Origin of the sequence: Photorhabdus thracensis (assembly GCF_001010285.1) — a bacterium.
GTDB lineage: Bacteria > Pseudomonadota > Gammaproteobacteria > Enterobacterales > Enterobacteriaceae > Photorhabdus > Photorhabdus temperata.
Map to the genome: position 1 here is coordinate 1,740,001 of NZ_CP011104.1, position 22,223 is coordinate 1,762,223.

Annotated in this window: 23 protein-coding genes and 7 pseudogenes; 6 read left to right on the forward strand and 24 right to left on the reverse strand. The window is 44.9% G+C overall.

Annotated features, from left to right (window positions below):
- Nucleotides 1-25: 25 nt before the first annotated feature.
- The gene (gene tpiA, locus VY86_RS07215) at nucleotides 26-793 is read left to right on the forward strand and encodes a triose-phosphate isomerase (protein WP_046974447.1); all 768 of its coding nucleotides are present in this window, start codon (nucleotides 26-28) and stop codon (nucleotides 791-793) included.
- A 45-nt stretch (nucleotides 794-838) separates the two neighbouring features.
- On the opposite strand, the gene VY86_RS07220 is transcribed toward tpiA, so the two are convergent.
- The 6 genes and pseudogenes from VY86_RS07220 to VY86_RS25125 form a co-directional block, all read right to left on the reverse strand.
- Nucleotides 839-1,840, reverse strand: a complete 1,002-nt coding sequence (locus VY86_RS07220; RefSeq protein ID WP_046974448.1) for a sulfate ABC transporter substrate-binding protein — start codon at nucleotides 1,838-1,840, stop codon at nucleotides 839-841.
- A 172-nt stretch (nucleotides 1,841-2,012) separates the two neighbouring features.
- Complete coding sequence (pfkA, locus tag VY86_RS07225; protein ID WP_046974449.1) at nucleotides 2,013-2,984, reverse strand: 6-phosphofructokinase; 972 nt, start codon at nucleotides 2,982-2,984, stop codon at nucleotides 2,013-2,015.
- Between the two features lie 358 nt (nucleotides 2,985-3,342).
- Nucleotides 3,343-4,284, reverse strand: a complete 942-nt coding sequence (locus VY86_RS07230; RefSeq protein WP_046974450.1) for a phosphatidate cytidylyltransferase — start codon at nucleotides 4,282-4,284, stop codon at nucleotides 3,343-3,345.
- Nucleotides 4,281-4,922, reverse strand: coding sequence for a lysophospholipid acyltransferase family protein (locus tag VY86_RS07235; protein ID WP_046974451.1), 642 nt, complete (start codon nucleotides 4,920-4,922; stop codon nucleotides 4,281-4,283). Before VY86_RS07235 ends, VY86_RS07230 begins: the two co-directional genes overlap by 4 nt.
- The gene (locus tag VY86_RS07240; protein ID WP_046974452.1) at nucleotides 4,915-5,589 is read right to left on the reverse strand and encodes a CDP-alcohol phosphatidyltransferase family protein; all 675 of its coding nucleotides are present in this window, start codon (nucleotides 5,587-5,589) and stop codon (nucleotides 4,915-4,917) included. The genes VY86_RS07235 and VY86_RS07240 overlap by 8 nt, the downstream gene beginning before the upstream one ends.
- A gap of 113 nt (nucleotides 5,590-5,702) precedes the next feature.
- Nucleotides 5,703-5,823 (reverse strand): annotated as a pseudogene (locus VY86_RS25125) (phage tail protein); the annotation flags it as partial.
- A gap of 574 nt (nucleotides 5,824-6,397) precedes the next feature.
- On the opposite strand from VY86_RS25125, the pseudogene VY86_RS24560 reads away from it, so the two are divergent.
- Nucleotides 6,398-6,643, forward strand: a pseudogene (locus tag VY86_RS24560) (oxidoreductase); the annotation flags it as partial.
- On the opposite strand, the gene VY86_RS07250 reads toward VY86_RS24560, so the two are convergent.
- The 8 genes and pseudogenes from VY86_RS07250 to VY86_RS26450 form a co-directional block, all read right to left on the reverse strand.
- The gene (locus VY86_RS07250; RefSeq protein ID WP_015836363.1) at nucleotides 6,619-6,924 is read right to left on the reverse strand and encodes a helix-turn-helix domain-containing protein; all 306 of its coding nucleotides are present in this window, start codon (nucleotides 6,922-6,924) and stop codon (nucleotides 6,619-6,621) included. The pseudogene VY86_RS24560 and the gene VY86_RS07250 overlap by 25 nt on opposite strands.
- An 8-nt stretch (nucleotides 6,925-6,932) precedes the next feature.
- Nucleotides 6,933-7,268: a type II toxin-antitoxin system RelE/ParE family toxin gene (locus VY86_RS07255; protein WP_015836364.1), complete on the reverse strand. Its 336-nt coding sequence runs from the start codon at nucleotides 7,266-7,268 to the stop codon at nucleotides 6,933-6,935.
- A 125-nt stretch (nucleotides 7,269-7,393) separates the two neighbouring features.
- A pseudogene (locus VY86_RS07260) lies at nucleotides 7,394-7,537 on the reverse strand (DNA cytosine methyltransferase); the annotation flags it as partial.
- A gap of 147 nt (nucleotides 7,538-7,684) precedes the next feature.
- Nucleotides 7,685-7,787: pseudogene (locus VY86_RS26445) on the reverse strand (IS982 family transposase); the annotation flags it as partial.
- Nucleotides 7,788-8,058: 271 nt separating this feature from the next.
- Nucleotides 8,059-9,063, reverse strand: a complete 1,005-nt coding sequence (locus VY86_RS07265; protein ID WP_046974455.1) for an IS110 family RNA-guided transposase — start codon at nucleotides 9,061-9,063, stop codon at nucleotides 8,059-8,061.
- A gap of 211 nt (nucleotides 9,064-9,274) precedes the next feature.
- On the reverse strand, nucleotides 9,275-9,544 hold the full coding sequence (locus VY86_RS26675) for a group II intron maturase-specific domain-containing protein (protein ID WP_228940717.1): 270 nt from the start codon (nucleotides 9,542-9,544) through the stop codon (nucleotides 9,275-9,277).
- A 29-nt stretch (nucleotides 9,545-9,573) separates the two neighbouring features.
- Nucleotides 9,574-10,572, reverse strand: coding sequence for a group II intron reverse transcriptase/maturase (gene ltrA, locus VY86_RS07270; protein ID WP_238591589.1), 999 nt, complete (start codon nucleotides 10,570-10,572; stop codon nucleotides 9,574-9,576).
- A gap of 464 nt (nucleotides 10,573-11,036) precedes the next feature.
- Nucleotides 11,037-11,742, reverse strand: a pseudogene (locus VY86_RS26450) (IS982 family transposase); the annotation flags it as partial.
- 88 nt (nucleotides 11,743-11,830) lie between these two features.
- On the opposite strand from VY86_RS26450, the pseudogene VY86_RS23140 reads away from it, so the two are divergent.
- Nucleotides 11,831-12,053, forward strand: a pseudogene (locus VY86_RS23140) (tyrosine-type recombinase/integrase); the annotation flags it as partial.
- A 577-nt stretch (nucleotides 12,054-12,630) separates the two neighbouring features.
- The gene (locus VY86_RS07280; protein WP_046974456.1) at nucleotides 12,631-13,071 is read left to right on the forward strand and encodes a type II toxin-antitoxin system PemK/MazF family toxin; all 441 of its coding nucleotides are present in this window, start codon (nucleotides 12,631-12,633) and stop codon (nucleotides 13,069-13,071) included.
- A 137-nt stretch (nucleotides 13,072-13,208) separates the two neighbouring features.
- Here the strand turns inward: VY86_RS07280 and VY86_RS07285 are convergent, their stop codons facing one another.
- The 4 genes from VY86_RS07285 to VY86_RS07300 form a co-directional block, all read right to left on the reverse strand.
- Nucleotides 13,209-13,454, reverse strand: a complete 246-nt coding sequence (locus tag VY86_RS07285; RefSeq protein WP_046974457.1) for a hypothetical protein — start codon at nucleotides 13,452-13,454, stop codon at nucleotides 13,209-13,211.
- Between the two features lie 81 nt (nucleotides 13,455-13,535).
- Entirely contained in the window at nucleotides 13,536-14,261 is a 726-nt protein-coding gene (gene mobC, locus VY86_RS07290) for a MobC family replication-relaxation protein (protein ID WP_046974458.1), read from the reverse strand.
- Between the two features lie 656 nt (nucleotides 14,262-14,917).
- On the reverse strand, nucleotides 14,918-15,265 hold the full coding sequence (locus tag VY86_RS07295; protein WP_036780168.1) for a type II toxin-antitoxin system HicB family antitoxin: 348 nt from the start codon (nucleotides 15,263-15,265) through the stop codon (nucleotides 14,918-14,920).
- Nucleotides 15,258-15,536, reverse strand: a complete 279-nt coding sequence (locus VY86_RS07300) for a type II toxin-antitoxin system HicA family toxin (protein ID WP_023045644.1) — start codon at nucleotides 15,534-15,536, stop codon at nucleotides 15,258-15,260. Before VY86_RS07300 ends, VY86_RS07295 begins: the two co-directional genes overlap by 8 nt.
- 678 nt (nucleotides 15,537-16,214) lie before the next feature.
- Here VY86_RS07300 and VY86_RS07305 point away from each other — a divergent pair.
- On the forward strand, nucleotides 16,215-16,490 hold the full coding sequence (locus VY86_RS07305) for a helix-turn-helix domain-containing protein (RefSeq protein ID WP_023045645.1): 276 nt from the start codon (nucleotides 16,215-16,217) through the stop codon (nucleotides 16,488-16,490).
- A 77-nt stretch (nucleotides 16,491-16,567) separates the two neighbouring features.
- Here VY86_RS07305 and VY86_RS07310 read toward each other — a convergent pair whose 3' ends face one another.
- Nucleotides 16,568-16,783 (reverse strand): helix-turn-helix domain-containing protein, encoded by a 216-nt coding sequence (locus VY86_RS07310; protein ID WP_023045646.1) that lies wholly within the window; start codon nucleotides 16,781-16,783, stop codon nucleotides 16,568-16,570.
- A gap of 407 nt (nucleotides 16,784-17,190) precedes the next feature.
- On the opposite strand from VY86_RS07310, the gene VY86_RS07315 reads away from it, so the two are divergent.
- Entirely contained in the window at nucleotides 17,191-17,466 is a 276-nt protein-coding gene (locus tag VY86_RS07315; RefSeq protein ID WP_046974459.1) for a helix-turn-helix domain-containing protein, read from the forward strand.
- Between the two features lie 144 nt (nucleotides 17,467-17,610).
- On the opposite strand, the gene VY86_RS07320 is transcribed toward VY86_RS07315, so the two are convergent.
- The 5 genes and pseudogenes from VY86_RS07320 to VY86_RS07340 form a co-directional block, all read right to left on the reverse strand.
- Nucleotides 17,611-17,829: an ogr/Delta-like zinc finger family protein gene (locus VY86_RS07320; RefSeq protein ID WP_046974460.1), complete on the reverse strand. Its 219-nt coding sequence runs from the start codon at nucleotides 17,827-17,829 to the stop codon at nucleotides 17,611-17,613.
- Nucleotides 17,830-17,883: 54 nt separating this feature from the next.
- Nucleotides 17,884-18,979: pseudogene (locus VY86_RS07325) on the reverse strand (phage late control D family protein).
- 14 nt (nucleotides 18,980-18,993) lie between these two features.
- Nucleotides 18,994-19,458: a phage tail protein gene (locus VY86_RS07330; RefSeq protein WP_046974461.1), complete on the reverse strand. Its 465-nt coding sequence runs from the start codon at nucleotides 19,456-19,458 to the stop codon at nucleotides 18,994-18,996.
- Nucleotides 19,455-22,097: a phage tail tape measure protein gene (locus VY86_RS07335; RefSeq protein WP_052760789.1), complete on the reverse strand. Its 2,643-nt coding sequence runs from the start codon at nucleotides 22,095-22,097 to the stop codon at nucleotides 19,455-19,457. The genes VY86_RS07330 and VY86_RS07335 overlap by 4 nt, the downstream gene beginning before the upstream one ends.
- Entirely contained in the window at nucleotides 22,090-22,209 is a 120-nt protein-coding gene (locus VY86_RS07340; RefSeq protein WP_046974463.1) for a GpE family phage tail protein, read from the reverse strand. The genes VY86_RS07335 and VY86_RS07340 overlap by 8 nt, the downstream gene beginning before the upstream one ends.
- Nucleotides 22,210-22,223: the final 14 nt, after the last annotated feature.

A 22,223-nucleotide genomic window follows, 5' to 3' on the forward strand; every position in this document is an offset into this window, starting at 1 on the left:
AAATTCTCTGGTTGGAGGAAAAAACATGCGACATCCATTAGTTATGGGTAACTGGAAATTGAATGGCAGCACCCATATGGTCAACGAGCTTATCACTGGCCTGCGTAAAGAACTGAACCATATTGCTGGCTGTGAAGTCGCTATCGCGCCACCAGCACTTTATCTCTCTCAGGCTAAACAAGCGCTGGTTGGCAGCCACATTGCTCTGGGCGCACAAGATGTTGACGTCAACCTGTCTGGCGCATTTACCGGTGAAACTTCCGCTGAAATGCTGAAAGACATTGACGCAGAATACATTATCATCGGCCACTCTGAACGCCGTACTTACCACAAAGAAAGTGACGAATTCATTGCGAAGAAATTTGCCGTTCTTAAAGAACAAGGTCTGATCCCGGTTCTGTGTATCGGTGAAACTGAACAGGAAAATGAAGCCGGCCAAACTGAAACAGTATGCGCAAGACAAATTGATGCTGTCCTGAACACATTAGGTGTAGAAGCCTTCCAAGATGCGGTAATCGCTTACGAACCTGTTTGGGCGATTGGTACCGGTAAATCAGCAACACCAGCGCAAGCTCAGGCTGTGCACAAATTTATTCGTGACCACATTGCAAAGAGAGACGCGGCAATCGCAGAGCAAGTGATTATCCAGTACGGTGGTTCTGTGAACGCAGGTAACGCGGCTGAATTATTCACCCAGCCGGATATTGACGGTGCACTGGTTGGCGGTGCCTCCCTGAAAGCTGACGCTTTTGCTGTTATCGTAAAAGCCGCCATCGCAGCGAAAAGAGCCTGATCAAATTTTAGTGATAATTGTCCGCCGTACACCTACGGCGGCTATTCATTTTTGACGCTGAATAATCTCATCAAATACACCGCCAGTTACAAAATGCACTTTTTGCGCATTTCCCCAGCCATCGAATACCTTGTCAACAGTAAATAATTTCAACTCAGGGAAAATAGACCGGTATTTATCGGCAATCGCTTTATCACGTGGACGATAATAGTTTTTAGCCGCTATCTCCTGCCCAGCAGGAGAGTAAAGGTATTGCAGGTATTCCGTTGCCAACTGACGGCTGCCACGTTTATCAACCACCTTATCAACGACAGAAACCGTCGGTTCAGCAAGGATTGAAACGCTGGGTGTCACAATTTCGAATTTATCTTTATCAAGCTCATGGATAGCCAATAACGCTTCATTCTCCCAGGCAATTAAAACATCACCAATTCCACGCTCGACAAAAGTATTGGTCGCTCCTCTGGCGCCGGAATCCAGCACTTCAACATTCTGATAAAGCGCTTTAACAAACGCTTTGGCTTTACTCTGATCCTGATTGTTATGCGCCAACCCATAACCCCAAGCAGCCAGATAATTCCAACGTGCTCCACCCGATGTTTTTGGATTTGGCGTCACAACAGCTACACCAGGGCGAATTAAATCCGGCCAGTCTTTAATTTGTTTTGGATTGCCCTTCCGCACCAGAAAAACAATTGTTGAAGTATAGGGGGCAGAATTATCCGGTAAACGCTTAATCCATCCTTTATCTATCCGGCCACGCTCGGCAATGGCATCCACATCATAGGCCAGAGCCAGTGTTACCACATCCGCCTCAAGGCCATTGATGACAGACGTTGCCTGCTTGCCGGAACCGCCATGAGATTGCCGGATTGTCACTTTATCCCCAGTCTTCTGCTGCCAGTAATCACTGAAAGCCTGATTATATTGTTGATATAACTCTCTGGTTGGATCATAGGATACATTAAGAAGCTGAAGATTCTTTGCCCACACACTGCTACCGGTCATCAACAGTAACGCCAATGCCACACGCCATCTGACTCTCATTTGAATCTCTCCACAAACTGTTTTAACTATTATGAAATTCAAGGCTGACAGAAAGCGTTATCACTCAGAAATAATTAAAAACATTTACTTATATGCAAGAGGAATATACTAAGGAGAAATTACAGCCTCCAAAGAGGCTGCAACAGATTCAGATTTGCTTGTATTGACGTGATCAGTACAGCTTTTTCGCAGTTTCCAGCCAATCCTGTTTAAACACACGTTTCATATTCTGCACTGCATCAATGATGTCATGATGAACAAGTTTCTCGTTCTGGATACCAACACAACGGCCACCATAGCCTTCCAACAGCAATTGAATGGAATATGCCCCCATACGGGAAGCCAGAATACGGTCATAAGCGACCGGAGAACCACCACGCTGAATATGGCCTAAGACGGTTGCACGGGTTTCATGATGAGTCTCTTTTTCGATATGCCTCGCAAGTTCATAGACATCACAAACATGCTCAGTAATCGCAACGATCGCATGGCGTTTACCTTTATCGATACCCGCTTTAATCTCAGCCACCAGTTCATCACGACTAAATGAGACTTCAGGCAGAACGATAAACTCACAACCTCCCGCAATAGCGGCTGACAGAGTAAGATCACCACAATAACGCCCCATCACTTCAACAATGGAAATACGTTTGTGGGAAGTTGAAGTATCACGCAGGCGGTCAATGGCTTCAACAACCGTTTCCAGCGCGGTGAAATAGCCGATGGTATAGTCCGTACCCGCCACATCATTATCAATGGTACCCGGCAGACCGATACATGGAAAACCGGCTTCGGTCAGTTTCTTCGCCCCAAGATAAGAACCATCACCGCCAATAACCACCAGTGCATCAAGCCCGATCTTTCTCATGTTCTCAATAGCGATAGCACGAACTTCCTCATCCCTGAATTCAGGGAAACGGGCTGAACCCAGAAAAGTACCACCGCGGTTAATCATGTCGGATACACTGAAACGGTCAAGTTTCTTCATACGGTTTTCATACAAGCCAAGATAGCCATCATAAATACCGAAAACCTCTAACCCTTCGGTTAATCCTGCACGAACTACACCACGAATAGCCGCATTCATACCCGGCGCATCACCGCCACTCGTTAAGACACCGATTCTTTTGATCTCGTTGATCATGATGACCTCTAAACTTGTAGATGTAATAATTGCAAACCCGCTAACGGCGGACTTCGTATGCTATCACTTTGCCTGAAACAGAAATCTGCCTTTGTGACCTGTTATCGCTCAATACAATAATGCTGAATTGATTCAACTCTGCGTATAATACGGTAAAAAACCAAGTCTGCATTAACAATGGATCCCTTTTTGAGATCAATTTAACTGAAAATAATTTAATTACAGCTCCTACGACTCTTTACGCTCATCAGACATACACCTTATCAACAATAAAAGCAGAGTCCAGCACTGCGGTACTTCATGCCACAGTACTGATCAATCACCTGTAACCCTCATTCGTGCGTTAAAATCTTTCCGACTATGTATAGAAATAACGTGTCAGGTGAAAAAATACCGGTGCAGCAAAACATAAAGAATCAATTCTATCTAACATGCCGCCATGACCTTCAATCATTTCACCAAAATCTTTGATGCCACTATCGCGTTTTATCGCTGACATACACAAACCACCAATAAAGCCCATCAACGTAATCGCCAGCGACATCAAACCCGCCTCCCACGGAGAAAATGGCGTTACCCAGTAAAGTGACATTCCCAATAAAACGGAAGCCAAAATACCGCCGGCAAAACCTTCAACGGTTTTATTCGGGCTTAACTTAGGCACAATCGGATGTTTGCCAAACAATTTACCAAACACATACTGCAAAACATCCGACATCTGCACCACAATCATTAAAAACAGCAATAATTCGACATTCTCCCCTTCATAACCTGGAATATCCAACATCAATAAAGCAGGCGCATGGCTAATACAGAATACAGCAACTAACATCCCCCACTGTATTTTAGCTGTCCGCTCCAGAAAGTTCGTCGTATCTCCAGCCAATGCAATACGGGCAGGTAAAAACAGAAAAACATAAACAGGAATGAAAATAGAAAACACGCCATACCATTGAATACCAACGGCAATGTATTGTAATGGCATGAAAATAAAAAAACACCAGAACATGGTTTCATGATCACTTCGTCGTGTTGGTGTCAAAGTGAAAAATTCCCGTAAAGCAAAAAATGACATACTTGCAAATAATAAAACTGAACCGATTGGCCCAATAATGACAGACAACACACAAATAATGCACATCCCCCACCAACCGCGGATGCGAGCATTCAGATTCTCGATTGTCGGATTACTTTCCCCTGAATATTTAGACGCCAATATCCCTCCAACAATACTGGCAACAATTAACGGCACAAACATGCCACCCAACAACAAAAGCAACTTATTATTCAGCATGGTCATAGTATTAACGCCTCCAATGCCAGACGAGCCCGCTGTAGAAAATCCGCTTTTTCCTCTTTCTCACCTAATTTCTCCAAAGGCCGGCCAAATGTCGCCGAACAAATAACCGGAACAACAAGTGCTGACCCTTTTGGCAAAACCCTGTTTAAATTTTCCAGATACACAGGAATAAGCTCAACATCAGGGTATTTCTTAGCTAAATAATACAGACCACCTTTGAATTTATTGATTTGTTCGCCACTTCCTCGCGTCCCTTCCGGGAATAAAATTAAAGACTCCCCGCGTTTTAACACGTCCTCCATTGGCGTAAGGGTATTTTCCTTTAAACCATCCTCCCCTTTGCGATCAATCAGGACAGATCGAAAAACCTTATTGATAAAATACCTACGTAAACCCGTCTTACTCCAATAATCACGGGCAGCGACCGGATGCACCCGATAGCGTAATACCCGGGGAAATCCGGCCCAAATAACCAACCCATCCAGATGGCTAGTGTGATTGGCATAATAAATCCGGGAAGCAACCGATGGCTTACACCCAATCCAACGAATCCTCACCCCGGTTAATAAACGGCAAAGCCCAGACAGAAAAGAGCCCATTCCTTTACTTACCAATGTCACTTCTTGTGATCTATTCATTACAAGCATCCTTCTCCCGTAATTCATCCAATATGACTCGGGTTCGCCGAATACATGTCCAGAGACAACCCAACGTAACAACGACTAATACCGCCAACAAAAGATACTGGCCCCATAACTGAGATAAAAAAGCCGCGACAATCGAACCAACAGTCATTAACGCCATCCGGTGTTGTTTCGCCATTGGGCCAAGGAAACGCTGAGGCAAACCACAAGTACCACCTAATAAACGAATATAAGCCGTTAAAACAGCCAATAATGCAGCAATACAGCCAAGAGAAATCGCAAATGGAAAAAGTGTTAAACCACATCCCAATCCAATTAAAATAAAAGAATCCGCGATACGATCGGGAAGATCATTAAAAACAGCGCCGGCGGCCGTCTTCAATCCTCCTTCAACAGCAACCATCCCATCTAATAAATTACACATCAGCCTGGCTTGAATGAATAGCGCTCCAGAAATCAATAAAATTGAAGTCAGCCAGAAAGGTTTGACCAAAAAACAAACCGCAAAACACAACCCAGCTAATACAGCAAAAACAACACTGGCAACAGATATGCCATTTGGTGTCACCCCTCTATATTGCAGCCACTTAGCCGTTTTCCCGACCCATATTGCATTACGTGTTTTGATCGGGCGCCTATCTTTTACCTCATTACCAGACATATCATTTCCCTTCCAAAAAACAAATGAACAATCAAATCCACTTAAGTTAAATGAAATAAGATAAACAGGATTGGTTAGAATAACAACAATAAAAAAACCTGCCGGAGGGAGGAGGGAAAGGTTTTGATGTCAGCATCATCCACTGTACAGACTAACCCGACAATGGCAGTGCTGGCAGCGCGTGCCCTTGTTGATTTCCAGCACGCGGACGCCATGATGATAGTCTTGTGCCATAGCGAAAATGGTGATTTCGCTATGGTGCTCACTGTGACAATAAAATTCAGTTGGTTGGATGAGTGCCAAGGTTAGTCTTCCCTACAAACACACGTAAAGACGCAGGCTATCAGCTTCATAGAATACAACATGGAATAGATCCTGAAGACTGGAAACCCTTTTCTGACATCGGTTCTGGCATAAAAAAATACGGCAAAGAGACAGTATTGGTGTTTGCTTTTCAAACATAACACATTGTAATAAAATGATTTATTTAAATAAGTGTCCACACCTTGACCACATCGACATACAAAAAAAGCCCTTCGCATGCCGGGGGGCTTTTTTATAACTCAGTTTACTGTCAGACAAAGAAATGCTCCCAGTTATCTGGCTGGAATATTCTTTAGATTCACCTCAAACTTTTTTACTTAAAAAAGCCCGGTTATTCTTCTGGAGGTGTGCAATATTCTGAGAATTTTTATATTTTCTATATCTTCATCGTAACGGTAGAGAATGATGAAAGGAAAATGAGGGACAACGAGTTTTCTATAACTCTCATCTGGGCTGTTACGAGCCTTTATGCCCATGCCTGCAATGGGATGAGGTGACCCCGTTTGAACGAATCGAATTGTCCCTTGAAGCACGGCTATGTCAGCTTATCGCCAAGGAGCAAAAAGAAGGCAAAGACTTTAAGGAAATTGACCTGCTGCACCGTCAGTTAGAACGACAGGCGCGGATCAGGAAATACAGCAGCAGCGGTAATGAAACCGATCTGAACCTCAAAATTGCCAACCGCAACAAAAGAATAAAAAACGATCACTTTGTTAATGATAAGGATATTTTGATATCGTTAACACCACAGGCACGCGCATAGCGACTGAGTGTATCAATGGATGCCTTAACGATATTTCTTTCTATTTTTGATACAGTCGGTGGTTTGATACCCATTTTTTCAGCAACCTGAGCGCTGGTCAGCCCAGCATGTTTCCGCCATTCAGTCAGCATATTCTGCATCTCAATCGCTAACTCAAGCTCTTTCTCCTCTTCCGCTAACGTGGCTTTAAATCGGGGGTTTTCTTTGGTTCTTTCCTCAATGTAGAGGTCTAAATCATCACGCATCATATTTCCTCTTAATCTCTTGATGGTTCTGTCAGTTCATTTTTTCGCGCAATCGCTATCCTGAGTTCATTCAGGGGAGTGGCATTAGTTTTTTTCACAAAACATCGTAACAGATAGATTTTCTTCCCTGTGGCATAACAAAAAAAACTTCTGGCTATTCCGTCTTTGGCTTTTGCTCTCAGCTCAAACAGCCCTTTATATCCCTCTATCGGTTTTGAATGCGGCTCTCTCAGGCTGGTTGGGTTTTCCCTCAAACGCTTAATTAACGCGACCATGCGCAATTCCAGCGAGTCAGGCAGTGATTTTAATTCTTCCTTAAAAGCATCATGAAACTTAATTTCAAACATTCGACAATCCCCTATTGATGCCTAAATAATAGCCCTTGAGCTAAATTGGCGCAAGAGCTAAGTTAGCCCTTGCGCTAATAATCTCTAGCATCGACACATAGCAATAACCCGCTTTGAAAGCGGGTCAGATTTCGGACATAAGGCCAGTGATATTGCAGTACCGCGCTGGGGAATTTTTCGATTTCACTGAACCATGCCGGAGACATACCCAGCGGTTCCCATGCCACACTGGCTGCTTCAATACCGGAACAAACCGAGCCGAAACGCATATTCACGATAGGTTTTTCCTCATTTCACCAATATTCTTAATCCGTTGCCACAACAAATCGCGACGTGCTTCTTTCTGACATTCCGTCTCTATCGGAATAAAACTTCCATCCGTCCATAACTTGAACGACTGCTCACCTACATTAACCTCAGCTTCGTTTAAAAATAGCGATATCACAATCCCGTAAATTCAAGCTCGGTTTTTTTAGGTTGGAATGTATAAGCAATTAAGCCAGCGACGATTTCCAATAAAATCTATGGTCACCCCCGTTTTTGCAACACAAATTTTGATGTATGGTGGGCTTGCGTAAATCTATTCGGCGTCTGGTGAGCAGTCATGCCCGCGCCACGATGAGTTCCGTGCCTGCCGAACCTTAAAAACCGGTCGGCTTCAGAGAGCCATTTTTTATATCAGGTTCATCAGCAGGCCGATATGCCGTTCATGTCATCAATTATCTGTCGTCGCAAAACCAGATGGTAACTGCTTAACTTACTGAGCTAACGCAGTTTTTCGTTGGCTCTTTTATTTAATGAACACCGTCTGATGTGCCGTAACGGCCCAGGCTATTCGTGCCAGTTTATTCGCCAGCGCGTACGCCACAACGTTCGAGTGATGGCGGGCAAGCTGCCTGTTCACCCACTCTGCCAGACGCCCTGGATTATGCTCCAGCCGCTGCATAAAGACCCTGGCACACTGTACCAGCAGCCGCCTCAGATTTTTATCACCCCGCTTGCTGATGCCCATCAGTGTCGTTTTTCCACCCGTGCTGTACTGGCGGGGAACCAGCCCTGTTGAAGCCGCAAAGTCACGGCTGCTGGCATAGTTTTTACCGTCCCCCAGCCGCATGGCTAACAGACTCGCCGTTACCGGCCCAACGCCAGGAATGGTCAGCAGGCGTTGCGCGGTTTCATCTTCCACCAGATGCGTTTTCAGTTCCTTATCGACTTCCTCAATTTCTCCGCTGAGGTAAACATAATGACTGTGGAGTCTGCTCAGAACCCTTGCCAGATAAGGCGGAAAGTCATTTTCTTCCAGCACAGCGGCCAGACGTCGTATCACGGCAATACCGCGCGGCAGACTGACGCCGAACTCCAGCAAAAAAGCGTGCATCTGATTGGTGGTTTTAACGCGTTGCCGTATCAGTGAGTCTCTGACGCGATGGAGGGCGGCCATCGCCTGTTGGTCTTCTGTGCGGGGGGGCACAAAGCGCATGGAGGGCCGGGAAGCTGCCTCGCAGATAGCTTCAGCATCGACAAAATCGTTCTTGTTACTCTTAACAAAAGGACGGACGAACTGCGGAGAAATCAGCTTTGCCTCATGGCCTAAATCAGCGATCCGGCGAGCCATAAAGTGCGCCCCACCGCAGGACTCCATCACTACGGTTGCAGCCTTGCAGGAACCGAGAAAATTAATAAGCTGAGTGCGGGAAAACTTCTTACGCAGCAGGGCGTTACCCTGCCTGTCCTGACAGTGGACATGGAAGGAATGTTTACCGAGATCGATACCAATAAGCGTAACGTTTTGCATGATGGTTCCCTCTAAAATAAAATACCCTGCTAGCGTACCTCTCACAGGGTGGGGGTGACCATCTCATTAACCGAGCTGACTGCGGTGTCTTGAATGCGCTATCTGAGAAATATTTTTGAGCTGATCCACGACCGGTTGAGTAGACCGCGGGAACTGCCCCCGCAGCCTCTCGCAGAACGGTACGTGAGCCTCTCGACTCATACCGCTCCCATCAAGCAAACGTGCCTGTCATTCCTGCCCGCCAATGGGCAAACAACCCCTGATGCTGCTTTGCAATCCTTTGAAGCCGTTTTGAAGCCTGGGTTTTATGCCTGCTCAGTGCCTTGTACTTTCGTCTGGCCCAGCGCACTAATGCTTTGTTGAGTTGCCTGAATACCTTATACAGCTCTGAACGACAAAATTGACCATAATAGCTCAACCATCCACTTATCATGGGATTTAGCCAGTTTGCCATCTGTGTTAAGTTCAGTTCTGTCCGCATTCGGATCCTCAACTTGCGAATTTTGAATCTCATGGCCTTTTGCGGTTCTTCACCCATCTTGGCCTGAATGTGTATCCAAGGAAATCGAAACTGATGTGTTCATACCTGCCCTTTCGGTCCCCATCCTTGCAGTAGGCAATCCGGGTTTTGTCCGGGTGCAGTTCCAGTCCACACTCACTGAAACGTCGCTCCAGTATTTTCCGTATTTCTCTGGCCTGAGCTTCATTCTGACAGTGAACCAGACCATCATCAGCATAACGACACCACTTCAGCCGGGGATGATGCTTTTGCATCCACTTGTCGAACACATAATGCAGGAACAGATTTGCCAGCACCGGGCTGATAACTCCTCCCTGTGGGGTGCCTTTCTCCCGGAATAACACCTCACCATGGCATTTCATCGGTGCAGTTAGCCAGCGTTCGATGTACAGACAGATCCACGGTCTGTTTGTGTGTTTCCTCACGGATTTCATGAGTAAATCATGAGGAATATTGTCAAACAAGCCCTTGATATCGAACTCCAATATCCAATCTTGCTGCCAGCATCGCTGCCTTGTTACTCTGATGGCTTCAATTGCCGATTTATTCGGTCGGTAGCCATAAGAATCCGGCAGAAAATGAGGCTCAACAAGCGGTTCGAAATGAAGCCTGACCACCATTTGCGCCACGCGATCCGCAACCGTGGGAATACCCAGCAGACGTTCACCTCCCGACTTCTTGGGAATAGCGACACCTTTCACCGGGGGCGGATAATAACTGCCCGATGATAAGCGGTTCCAGAGTTTGTACAGATTATCTTTCAGATTGGATTCAAAATCCGCGAGGGTTTGACCCTCCACGCCTGCCCCACCTTGATTGGTTTTAACCAATAACCAAGCTCGGTACACAGCCCTTTTCTCAATGACAAACGGTTTTGCCTTAACCTCCGTATCTCCTCCTGCCTGACAGTTGGATACCGGGTAAGGCTGCCTGACGTGACCCCTTCGCTCCACATTCATTACAAATATTTCCTCACTACTACGAGTCACTCCGCCCCCCTATCACCCATCGGTACTCTCATACTTGTCAATTTAGTGACTTGCATTTCTCCCTTGACATCGTGATGACGGGTTCCCGCAGTTCCCAGAAAAAGCCCGATACAAAGTCACGCCCACTCTACGCCAGACACCACCTGCGCAGCATTCGGAATTCACTCACAGATTTATCCCGGAAGATAGAAACGCCCCCGGTTTTGATGTCAAATCTCTTCTTTACGACGCGTCCACATGGGTTCGGTTTTACTCGTCTCTTTGTACCCTACCTGCCGAACTATTGTTCGCGCTTTGACCTCAACGCTCACGACCACCGCTCTTTACGGCAGCCGCTTGAGGGGGTTTGAAGCCGGCTTCCGACAGCGGACTTCGGTGGGCCTGCCACCCTCTCCTCCTGAGCTTATGCTACATACTGGCTGCGTTCCCTATGTTGCCAGTTTATATGCCTGCGGCACACTTTATATCAAAAATTGCCTTCTTAACAACAGCTTATCCCAGAGAGATAACGCTTTTGCCTTCATGTTACTACGGACATGAGTGATTAACGTTATTCCTTCTGCTTCCAGTTCATCGCACAAGGCCTGTGACAAACGCCATACAAACACCCTGTTAACCCTTGTACCCGCGCTTTGACGGGATGACGATCATCTTTATTTCCTGAGGTCAACTTAACCGCCAAAAGTTCACCACAATCATTGATAACCCGATGAAGTTTAAAGCCATAAAACCAGCCGGTACTGGTTTTCCCCCGCTGTGCGACGCCCTGAAATACGCGATGACGGGGAATACGGAGGTTGTGACAAACGGCAATTTTAGTTGAATCAATAAAAGCGAGCCCCTGGGTTTCCGCCTTGCGTGACGAAAGAAAAGCACAGCACAGAGGGGAATGAGCGCCCTTTGCTTCAAGGTTAACATCCGGGTGTAGCTGACCAACTTGGGAAAATCGGCCTTAAGATAGTGTTTGACATGCTGAATATAAAACGTTTTAAAATCACGATAATGGCTCATATGGAATAAAATGAGGAGCGTCATGACTTCACTGAGAGAAAGGGAAGCTTCGCGGCGACGTTTGAGCAAGCCATTTTCAATTAACTGTTGATGCCAGAGAGGAATAAATTTTTGGCAAAAGTCATCGACGCAGCAGTAAAGTTCTTCTAAATTAGACATGCCTGAGGATCTCCACGATTTTGTTTTATCTAGCAAAAACTTTGATCGTGCCTCAGGCACTTAGTTCCCTTCTTAAGCAAACCTCAGGTTACATGTAGTAAAGCCCGACTTACCTAAAGGCCAAGCAACTCATATCCTCAGACACACTTTTGCCAGTCACTTCATGATGAATAGAGGGAATATAATTGCATTACAACAGATATTAGGGCACGCCAGCATAATCCAAACAATGGTCTATGCACACCTTGCCCCAGACTATCTTGCAACATGCCATTACATTAAATCCACTGAATGGAGGCATAGAAATTTAGCAATAACAAGCAACCGTAGCACTCAAAAGTGTCCACACTTAAGAATTTCCGTGCTACTTACAGTTGCTTATAAAATTTTTATCTGGTTGATTTTAAAGTGAATTAATCTTAGCCAGATAAAGAAATCCCGCCAAAAGGCGGGGAAAAAGACAGGGATGGTGTTTGTTTTCCAAACATAACACATTGTAATAAAAGGATTTATTTAAGTAAGTGTCCACACCTTGACCACATCGACATAAGCCCTGATTTTTTGGGGCTTCCACCCCATTAAGTGTGGGCCGGACCGTAAACTTTAACTTTGGCTGATGAAAGCTAGCCATCCTTTTCTCCTACCCCAGTTCACTATTGAACATAGTACCGGATGAAAAACAAGCACATCGTCAATAATCTGAATTGCAGTCAATAAAAATATCTATCAACTATAATTTCCCATAAGTAGCATGTTATGATAGGATATCTTCATCGAACACTAGTAACGAACTATTGACCGTTAAAATTGTTCGTTTACACTGTTAGATATCTGACCTAACACATATACTAGGGTAGGAACTATTATTTTAGAGGGCTGATTAATTAAATGGCTATTAGATATCGCCCGCGTATCGGTGAAATATTAGAATGTGACTTTGGTTTACCGGCACAACCAGACCATTTTAATGGTCGCATCCCACCTGAGATGGTAAAAAAAAGAATGGTTGTAATCATGAATGCCCGTTTGTGTAGCAATGGTTATCTCGTTGTTCCGATTTCTTCAACTTTGAACAACGATGGTATTGCTCGCGGTTATCATGTCGAATTAGATCAATCTATTTTTCAAATAACTAATTTTTATGATCGCCGTAGACGCTGGGCGTTAGTTCATCATATGCAGATAGTAAACACAAACAGACTCTTTAAATTAAGAGATAATAAACAAACATTTCAGCAATATTTGACGCGTGAAGATGTTGAAAAGATACAACGTGCAATAATCAAAATCATCGGCGCATCAGGTCTCATGAGTAAATCTGAAAGTTGACTTTTGGGATTCTATCAACTAAAGTATGATTATTCCCCATGAGGGCTTTGTTAAAAATTTCTCCCGCAAAGGGCTTAAAACCCCTCATATATGTCTGAGGGGTTTTTGATTTAGTAGTCTATATCCGCCTTATACGATTATGTACGGCTTGATAATTTTCCCATCAAAATAAGCTCGCCATCAACTGACAATTCGTGTAGTTTACTAGCGACATCAATGAGACAACGACTAAGTGGCAAAAGTAAAAGCTGGGAAGACTGAACAAAATCTTCTTCATCTGGAAAAAGACAGAAAAATATGTCGAATGCTTCCGCAACTTCTATAACTCGCTCGATTAACTCTGCTAATTCCCGTCCAGTTATGGTACTATTTTTAATAGTCATATAAACACTTCCTCAAAGTGCTGTTTATGTGATCAGAGGGCACAGCGCTTGCCCGCGTTGTGTCCCTCGCCTGCTTTCTATTTATAAGGTGTTTTTCAACTCCTCATATGTAAAAAATTTAATAAAATTCCATGTCTGATCATCAATCGTGATAGTCTCATTCCCAACTATCACACTGTTAATAGATTTGTAAATCTTCTCAACTCTATTTTTTAAATTAACATCAAGTAATAAGTAATATACTTGGTCAAATTGTTTGCTTTGCTGCTGTTCGATGTATTGTCCCAATATCTTACGATAGTGTTCAAGGCTCTTAATTGTACGTTCAACTTTAACCGCAATTTTATTGATGGATTTAGATGTAATAATATAACCATCAGGAGTTTCAGGCTTTTTCTTTTTAGTACTATATATCGATAACCATTGATGCCCCTTAGTCTCAACAATTATTCGAATCAACTGTATGTCAAGCTTATGCCTAAGAACTGAGATTGTGGTCTTAGATGGATGGAATATACGAATGTCTGCAATATTATCGTTCTCATCCATAGCAAGCCCTGCCCCATGTGGGGTCAAACCGTATATGTTGATTTTGCCCGTACCAAGATCACAGGAATATACACAAATTACACCTTCGGCTACTAGTTTCCTCAACAGAGTATAAACAGGGCTGATTGTTTTGAACTTTAACACACCTTTTAAAACATCCGCTGTAGTGAACGTTTCTGATTTGAGAAAACAAAGTACATCATTTATTTTCTTGTTTTTTCTTTGATTTCTAAGCGTGTAGTCATTAATCAAATTCATAATTAGGCCGTTACTCAGTCAGTAATCTAACAGTATAAACGAACAATTTTAACGGTCAATAGTTCGTTACTAGTGTTCGATAAAGATAGCCTATCATAACATGCTACTTATGGGAAATTATAGTTAGCAGGTCTGAATTGCAGCCTGATTTGTAATAACGATGATCTTCGATATGAAAATCATAAATCGCTGTTAACTATCAGAACTAACTGGCACATCATGTTCGAATTTAAAAATGGTGATGCTTATACTTTAAACTTGGAGGATTATCACTAACGAGACAGGCTATTGTTTCTCATCCGGGCATTATGGTATCTAACATGCTGGTGTCCACATACAACCCATAACATATTGAAAATAAATATACTTTTTCTATCATCGTCCACCCAATGTCCACATTGACGACAAAGCCCCTTAAACGGGGCTTTCACCACAAATTACTTTCATAAGAAATACTTAATTAAAATTTAACCATCACCTTAACAGATCTATCAATCCCACATACTGTAGGCTTTTTCATTTATCAAGGCCGAACAGGAAAGTATCCTCGATAAGTCACTATTGCAGTATCTGTTATCGCTGGGGTGGTTGAGTAGACCCCAACAACCCCAAACAGCAATAAAAACAAGTTTTGTCACTGTCCGGCATTATCTATTTTATTGAAGTTCCCGCTCAAGCAGCTGAACTATGAACTGGTTCTTTGAGACTGCGTGTGATATCGTCGCCGCAGTCAAGCGAGCTTCCAGCCAGCCAGGATAACGAAGAGTAAAAGATTTTAGCTTGCCCTCTTCCTTGAATGGGTTAATTCCCTCTTCCTCGCACGTTTCTATATATTCAGCCAGTGAAATTTGTCCCTCTTTTTCAAGCCCGTCAATACTGTTTGATACGAAATCACAATATCCAGTGACATCCAGAAACTTGCCGCGAAAGGCCCTAATTTCTGCTTCGTAGATAACAGAAGCGGGATGGCCGTCGATAGTCATAATGTTGTTGCTTTTAATCATGTTCGACCCCTATTACATTTTCGAACCACTCACGAAGGCCATTTACTGCGCCTTTATCCATTACGTTACCAGGATGAGGTTGATGAGTCTGATAGACTGAGCCCATGAGGATAAACTTCCGGCGTGATCCATTGCCGTTCTTGATCTTCCCCCCCAGTTTGTTAATCAGGCTGACTACATCATCCCATTTTATGCCGGATTTCGGCGGGATGGTCAGCACATCCGCAAGGGTCTTGCGGTGCTTTGAGCTCAGCTCTTTAACCTTAATCATCATTCATCCCATTGACGTCATTTGATGATATCATTCTATTTTGGTCCCATTATGATGTCAAACAATGACGTCGTTTTTCGCTTCTTAAGTTTGTTAATTGGGGCTTGAGTTGAGTAGACCCGCCGGTTACCCGGACGGACCCCTCCTTAGAACCGGACGTGCGGAACTACCGCATCCGGCTCCCAACAGATCAGAACCCCCACACATATTCAGCGAGCCCTGAATATTGATCGGGTTTTCCATTTCGTTGGATAACCCATCATTTTCAGGATCAGATTCAGCTTTTTCCACGTCAGTTGGCGACGACCACCTTTACGGTTGAACCATCTTCATTTATCAAGGCCGAACAGGAAAGTACCCTCGATAAGTCACTATTGCAGTATCTGTTATCGCTGGGGTAGGAGCATATCAACCTAGCTGGGGATTACCTCTGGCGCAACAGCATAGACCACTACGACCACTGTTGCCGAATTAACGTGCTTTATTTTCCGAATCCTGAGATGTCCCTTAAATGTGCGTAATTGGTACTTACCTAGCAAATTCTTTAGCAAAGTTACCAAACACTATAATATTCTTTAATAGCTAAATGATTTTTGTTAAGTAAGTTTTGACAAAAAAAACATTAAGAAATGTTACATATATCGTCAACTACACCTTTAATAACTGACGGTTAATTTTATGATTAACAAACGCTTAAAAGCCGCTCGTTTGCGTGCAAAGATCACGCAAGAAAAACTAGGGATTGCGGCTGGCATAGATGAAAAGTCAGCACGAGCGAGAGTATCACAGTATGAAAATGGAACTCATCAGCCAACCTTTGAAACAATGTGTGCGTTTTCCAAGGTATTAAACGTTCCTGAATGCTATTTTTATATTGTAGATGATGATTTTTCTGATGTTGTTTTGTCTATTCATCAGATTTTAGTGAATTACAAACACACTTCTAAAAATTGAATACTGTTTAAGATAGCACTGACACCCAATAATGGCGCTAACCGTACCCAGCGCCATTGGCTTGAGTTCACCCTTTTCTACCTTCCACGCGATGGCCAAATATCAGATGGATGTAACCCCAGTTCGGTAGCAATCAGATTTTCTCCTTTTGGCCACGGGCGATATAGTGCGTTACTTAATGTGGATGACGCTAATCCCGCTTTACGTGATACGGCTGAAAGATTTGTTCCCTGTTTCTTTAGAGCTGCAATAATATCTGCTGGATGCCAGTCACCAGAGATTGTTTTATTCATGATAGTCTTCCTTTCGATTCCTTTAATTTTTCTGCTAAGAATTCCTTAACACGATTCATGTTAAGAGATGCTAAACATTCCGTCAACATTCTTAAAGAAAATATATGTGACTATCGTTAATGATTTGACTTTACATGTTCATAGCTAAAATAACGTGCTCAAGTATCAAAAGTATTCGTTTTTGGTAACTAATCTTCATGCCACTTCACCTTGCCAAAAAATTTATACACAAGCCATTTTTGCAAAAACAAACCAGATTAAATAAAATATATAGCAATTAAATCTTTAATTATCATAAATAACAAATTAAACATTAAGACTATTGTTAAGTAAGTTTTGACAAAAAAAGTACTAAGAAGTGTTAAATATATCGTCAGCTACATGTCTAATAACTGACGGTTAACTTTATGATTAACAAACGTTTAAAAGCAGCTCGTTTACGTGCAAATATCACGCAAGAAAAACTCGGAATTGCGGCTGGCATAGATGAAAAGTCAGCACGAGCGAGAGTGTCACAGTATGAAAATGGAACTCATCAGCCAACCTTTGAAACAATGTGTGCGTTCTCCAAGGTGTTAAACGTTCCTGAATGCTATTTTTATATCGTAGATGATGATTTTTCTGATGTTGTTTTGGCTATTCATCAGATTTTAGTGAATTACAGACACGCGCCTGAAAATTGAATATAGTTTAAGGCGACTATGGGATAAATCCTTTCCCCACCACACCGAAGCCCCTCAGAAAAAATATTTTTCACATAAAAAAAGCGCACCACGATGAATAATGGAACGCTTTTTTTAATTATTTACTCATCGACAACTATTCGATCAGAATACCAGCACGGTCTGCTGTCCACTATCAGGATGCGGCGGAACTGCTTCAATCAATGTCGGCTTGGTGACGAACCGCACAAAGGTTTCATAACTAACAAACGTTGAGCCACAATTAATATTCTGGCACTGGTTGTAACGTTCCTTAGTTTGGGGCGTGTGTTCAAAACTGCTACGGGTGTGGGCGGCATGACCGCATAAGGGGCATCTCATCATAACGCGAGTACCTCAACAAACAGGTTGCCATAGCTGAAACTGGCACTAAAGCAACTATATCATATCTGAATCAGAAATTTTCACTTCCAATTGCAAGGATGACGTTAATCCACTGTCATTCAGGGTGTGTGTGTGTGACAGTTACCAGCGTCCAGTCTGCCGCGTCGATTTCGGTCTTGAAGCCACTCCCCCTGACTTTCATTTCAGGGAACAGCTCTGGCCTTCCCTTCGCCAGTCGAATAGAGAATGACGCCACACCACGCTGAATTTTCTCCCATTCTGCTTCAGCTGCACGTTCGGCATTGGCCTTGTTAGCATAGATGTGCTTCATCACAAAAACGTTACCCTCACTGCCAACCAGATAATGGTCCTGTTTTTTCTTTTCTTGCTGCGGATTAGTCTTACTTCGCTTGCGTTTGACAGTGATGTTCTCTTTTTTCCTCGGATTACGAGTATTAAGCCAACTGGCGGAAACGCCGGTGTAAGCGCCCCGGTCAGCCAGTGAAAAACGGTGACCGTCTCCAGACTGCCGGGTAATGATAACCGAAGGCAGGGACTGCCCGCTGGCAGCTTTGTTCTGCCCCTGTCGGATAAAAAGCAAATAGCCATTCTTGATAGTGGCAATGGCACCCTCCTGTTTTGCCAACCGGGTTAGAAAATTGCCGTCGGATTCGTTGGTCTGGTCAATATGACTGAGGGTGATGCTGGCTAGCATTTTGTCCACTTTCGGCGTCAAATCGTTACGCACGGCAATAGTGTGTACAATATCGCTGATCTTTTTCTGGTGATAAGCCACCTCGCGATTGATATTAAGCGTCGCCCGAAAATCTGCACTGCGGGCACGAATGATTATCTTGTCCGGCACACCACTGTATTCGATTTCATCCACAATAAATTTGCCTTTGTGGATCAGTGGTTCCCCCTGCCAGCCCAGATGCAGAGATAACTCCGTCCCACGACGCGGCAGAGATAACAGACCATCGCTATCATCCAGTTCAATATCCAACTGGTCAGCCTCAAAACCCCGATTGTCGGTTAGATTCAGGGAAATCAACCGTGACTGAATGCGGGCATTGACATTTTTGTCACCAGCACTGAGAACATACACAGGTGTATTAGTTTTGCCGGTTACCCAATCTAGTTTTAGCATATCAGGTAAAGAAATCATGAAAATAGCCCACCCAATTTGTGTGTGACACGAGTTTTCAAGTCAGTCATTTGGGTGCGAAGGTCGCCGAACATCTCCCCTAAATTGTCATCCACACGGCGCAACGTGACGGTAAAGTCAATTTTACGGGCGGTACCGTCGGTAAAAAATTCACTTTTGGTCTGGTCGATGCTTGCAATGATAAACATGCCGTAAATCGTGCCGCTACCATCCAGAAATGACCATGCCTTGCCACTCTCAGCCATCAATTGCAGAGCCAGCAAGGACAACCGGCCTCCGGTGATTTCAGGGTACAGGGCACCGGACAGCGTGATAGTATCGTTGTTCGGTCCCATAAACTGACATGTCGGACAAGCACCTACCCGATTGTTAAATCCATAGCGCCATGATTGTTGGTGTTGCAGGCTCTGGTATGGCGTGGTTTTCAGCATAAAGACAAATAAGCCGAGTGCGGCCATCATGAATAAAAGTCCTCGCTATCAGAAAATGAGCTACGGGCGCGGGCGCGTTGTTGTTGCTCGCGGCGATCCAGTTCACGTGCCACCGCCTGCGCAATATCCTGTGCGGATTGTGCAGGGACGGCGTGTATATGAATTTCATAAACAGATCGTCTGTTGTCCTGGATCTGGTTAGCAACTGAAACAACCGATGTCTGATACTGTGACGCGGGCAAACTGTATGGATGCAACGGAGCATTTTGGGCGCTGACTGGCGAGACTGCCCCTACAGATAGGGCCGCGATTGTCGCCAATGCAGCCGTTTGACGGCGACTAGTGACACGAGCAGGACCGTTAATGATCTCCGGGCCATATTCGCCCACGATACCAATCTTGCCCGTCGGGATGTAACCACCTTTATCGAATCCACCCGCCAGTATGCCGCTAATCGGACTGGTAGCCTCCTTATAAGCATTCAATGCCGCCTTTTGCCTGGGATCTTGGTTTTCTTCCTGCATAAAGTCAGGAGTCAAGGCGTCTTTAACCATCTTGCCCAGTTCGGAGAATTTCTTTTTCAGGGATTCCCATTTTTCCTCAATGCCTGCCTTAAGATTTTCGACAAACTCACCGCCAATCTTCTTAAATTCGGACGGAATTTTTTTCGTGTCAGCGACCAGCTCATTCCATTTGGCTAATGCCCGCTGTTTGATGTTTTCCCATGTGGTGGAAACAGAGTTCGAAATGTTGTTCCATAAGTTCTGGAACCACGGGCCGAGTTTATCCCAATATTGCCAGATCAAATAAGCGCCCACAGCAATCAAACCGATAACCGCTAAAATGGGATTTGTCCACATAACATGCCCCAGCCACATCGCCATTTTCCCAATATAGGAAAACACGTTACCAAGACGCAGCATTGAACCTGCTCCCTTGATACCCAACACTGACAGGCCAAATTTAACGATTGCCAGTGGTCCCAACAGGGCAACCAATGCCAGCGTAACCGCACCAAAAACCGTCAACATAATACCCAGCCCGATACTCACCATCGTTAACGTTTTGGTCAGTTCAGGGTTGGCCTTCATCCACTCACCCGTTTTACTGATAATTTTGGTGATACGCTGGGTGATCCCACGCAAGGGACTGTTCACACCGCCAAAGATTTGAATACCGATATCTTCCCACGCCGATGACAGACTTTTCAGGTCGCCGTCAAGGTTATTAGTCATAGTATCAGCGACTTTCTTAGCCTCACCTTGGGCGTTCTTCAATTCTTTGATGAGTTTCTGCAATTCCCCCGTACCGGCTCTTTCAGCCAATACCGACAGAGCGGAAAAGGCTTCCTCCCCGGCAATAGCTTTGAAAATGCCGGCACGCTGAGCGTTACCCATTTTAGTCGTTTTCTTGTCCAGCTCAGTCAGGATATCCGGCAAGGCGCGGAGATTACCCTTGGCATCCTTAGTCTGAATGTTCAGTTTTGCCAACGCTTTCGCTGCGGTGGCGGGCGGTTCAGCCAGTCGTCCTAAAATGGATCTTAGGGAGGTACCCGCCATACTACCCTGAATACCGGCATCACCGAGTTTACCCGTCGCCGCAGCGGCGGTTTCAATATCAACCCCTAAGCCTGCCGCTACAGGGGCAACATACTTCATGGTGTCACCCAGCATCATCAGATTAGTGTTAGAACGAGTAAAGGCACCCACTAGTACGTCACTCACCCGTTCCATTTCTTCGGATTTCAGCTTAAAACCCGTCAGGATATTGGAACCAATGTCCGCCGTAGCGGCCAAATCGGTATCACCCGCCAATGACATCGCCAATGTACCAGGCATGGCTGATCGTATCTGGTCTGGAGTAAAGCCGGCCATTGCATAAAAACTCTGTCCCTGCGCGACCTGATTGGCGGTGAATGCCGTTGTCGCGCCTAAGTGCCGCGCCTGCTCCTGCAATTTTTTTAGTTCGGGAGAATGCTTATCCAGACGGGTCAGTGACTGCACCTTAGACATCCCCACGTCAAAGTCATAACCCGGCATCATCACCCGTTTAGCGCCATAGAGCGCACCAACACCCGCTGCCGTTGCCGCAACACCGGTTGCCGTCATTTGGTTACGCACATCTTTCATTTTTTGGTAGCGAGAGCGGGCATTCGCCAACCGTTGTTCCTGCTGCCTCAGACGCCCAAGCTGCTGCTCCTGTTGCTGGAGCATACTGGTTGTGTGGTTGATGTCCGCGTTTATCCGTCTCTGCGCCTGTCCAAGCTGGTTAGTTGAGATACCGCTGGCGCGCAAGGCATCACGCTGACGTTGCAGGGACTGACTCAGGGATTGATTTTTTTCCTCGAACTGCCTGGCTGCGTTTTTTGCCCGCTGTAGCTGGTTGATTTGGGCCTGTGTCGGGTTTTGGCTGGCGTTGATTTCACGGGTCAGTGCCGCTACTCGTTCGGTGGCACTGCGGTAAGCCTGCCGGGTTTCAGTCAGTTGGCGCTTGGTCTTGCGAAAACCATCAATCCGTCCGGCCTGCTGGTTCAGTTCCCGGAGTTGCTGGCGCGACTGGCGAAGGGCTTCAGCCAGCCGTTTGTTAGAAGCCTGCGCACTCTTGAAAGGACGGGTAATTTTATCAACGGCATTCAGGATAACTTGCAGGCGTAAGTTTCGGTCACTCATTATCGGCCCCATTCCGTTTCATGGCCCGGTAACGCCATGCCAACAATTCAGGTAGGCCCATCTCAGTTGTCACAGCAGGCGGCCAATGAAACACGGTGGCAATATCTGCCACCAGTTCATCAACGG

Bases quoted from the DNA above. Each gene is read 5' to 3' on its own strand.
- pfkA (WP_046974449.1), bottom strand. From the start codon at position 2,984: ATGATCAACGAGATCAAAAGAATCGGTGTCTTAACGAGTGGCGGTGAT.
- VY86_RS07240 (WP_046974452.1), bottom strand. From the start codon at position 5,589: ATGTCTGGTAATGAGGTAAAAGATAGGCGCCCGATCAAAACACGTAAT.
- VY86_RS07280 (WP_046974456.1), top strand. From the start codon at position 12,631: ATGGCTATTAGATATCGCCCGCGTATCGGTGAAATATTAGAATGTGAC.
- VY86_RS07335 (WP_052760789.1), bottom strand. From the start codon at position 22,097: ATGAGTGACCGAAACTTACGCCTGCAAGTTATCCTGAATGCCGTTGAT.
- mobC (WP_046974458.1), bottom strand. From the start codon at position 14,261: ATGAATTTGATTAATGACTACACGCTTAGAAATCAAAGAAAAAACAAG.
- VY86_RS07220 (WP_046974448.1), bottom strand. From the start codon at position 1,840: ATGAGAGTCAGATGGCGTGTGGCATTGGCGTTACTGTTGATGACCGGT.
- VY86_RS07330 (WP_046974461.1), bottom strand. From the start codon at position 19,458: ATGATGGCCGCACTCGGCTTATTTGTCTTTATGCTGAAAACCACGCCA.
- VY86_RS07235 (WP_046974451.1), bottom strand. From the start codon at position 4,922: ATGAATAGATCACAAGAAGTGACATTGGTAAGTAAAGGAATGGGCTCT.
- VY86_RS07255 (WP_015836364.1), bottom strand. From the start codon at position 7,268: ATGTTTGAAATTAAGTTTCATGATGCTTTTAAGGAAGAATTAAAATCA.
- VY86_RS07265 (WP_046974455.1), bottom strand. From the start codon at position 9,063: ATGCAAAACGTTACGCTTATTGGTATCGATCTCGGTAAACATTCCTTC.
- VY86_RS07305 (WP_023045645.1), top strand. From the start codon at position 16,215: ATGATTAACAAACGCTTAAAAGCCGCTCGTTTGCGTGCAAAGATCACG.
- VY86_RS07315 (WP_046974459.1), top strand. From the start codon at position 17,191: ATGATTAACAAACGTTTAAAAGCAGCTCGTTTACGTGCAAATATCACG.
- tpiA (WP_046974447.1), top strand. From the start codon at position 26: ATGCGACATCCATTAGTTATGGGTAACTGGAAATTGAATGGCAGCACC.
- VY86_RS07285 (WP_046974457.1), bottom strand. From the start codon at position 13,454: ATGACTATTAAAAATAGTACCATAACTGGACGGGAATTAGCAGAGTTA.
- VY86_RS07230 (WP_046974450.1), bottom strand. From the start codon at position 4,284: ATGACCATGCTGAATAATAAGTTGCTTTTGTTGTTGGGTGGCATGTTT.
- VY86_RS07310 (WP_023045646.1), bottom strand. From the start codon at position 16,783: ATGAATAAAACAATCTCTGGTGACTGGCATCCAGCAGATATTATTGCA.
- VY86_RS26675 (WP_228940717.1), bottom strand. From the start codon at position 9,544: ATGCGGACAGAACTGAACTTAACACAGATGGCAAACTGGCTAAATCCC.
- VY86_RS07300 (WP_023045644.1), bottom strand. From the start codon at position 15,536: ATGATTAAGGTTAAAGAGCTGAGCTCAAAGCACCGCAAGACCCTTGCG.
- VY86_RS07320 (WP_046974460.1), bottom strand. From the start codon at position 17,829: ATGATGAGATGCCCCTTATGCGGTCATGCCGCCCACACCCGTAGCAGT.
- VY86_RS07295 (WP_036780168.1), bottom strand. From the start codon at position 15,265: ATGATTAAAAGCAACAACATTATGACTATCGACGGCCATCCCGCTTCT.
- VY86_RS07250 (WP_015836363.1), bottom strand. From the start codon at position 6,924: ATGATGCGTGATGATTTAGACCTCTACATTGAGGAAAGAACCAAAGAA.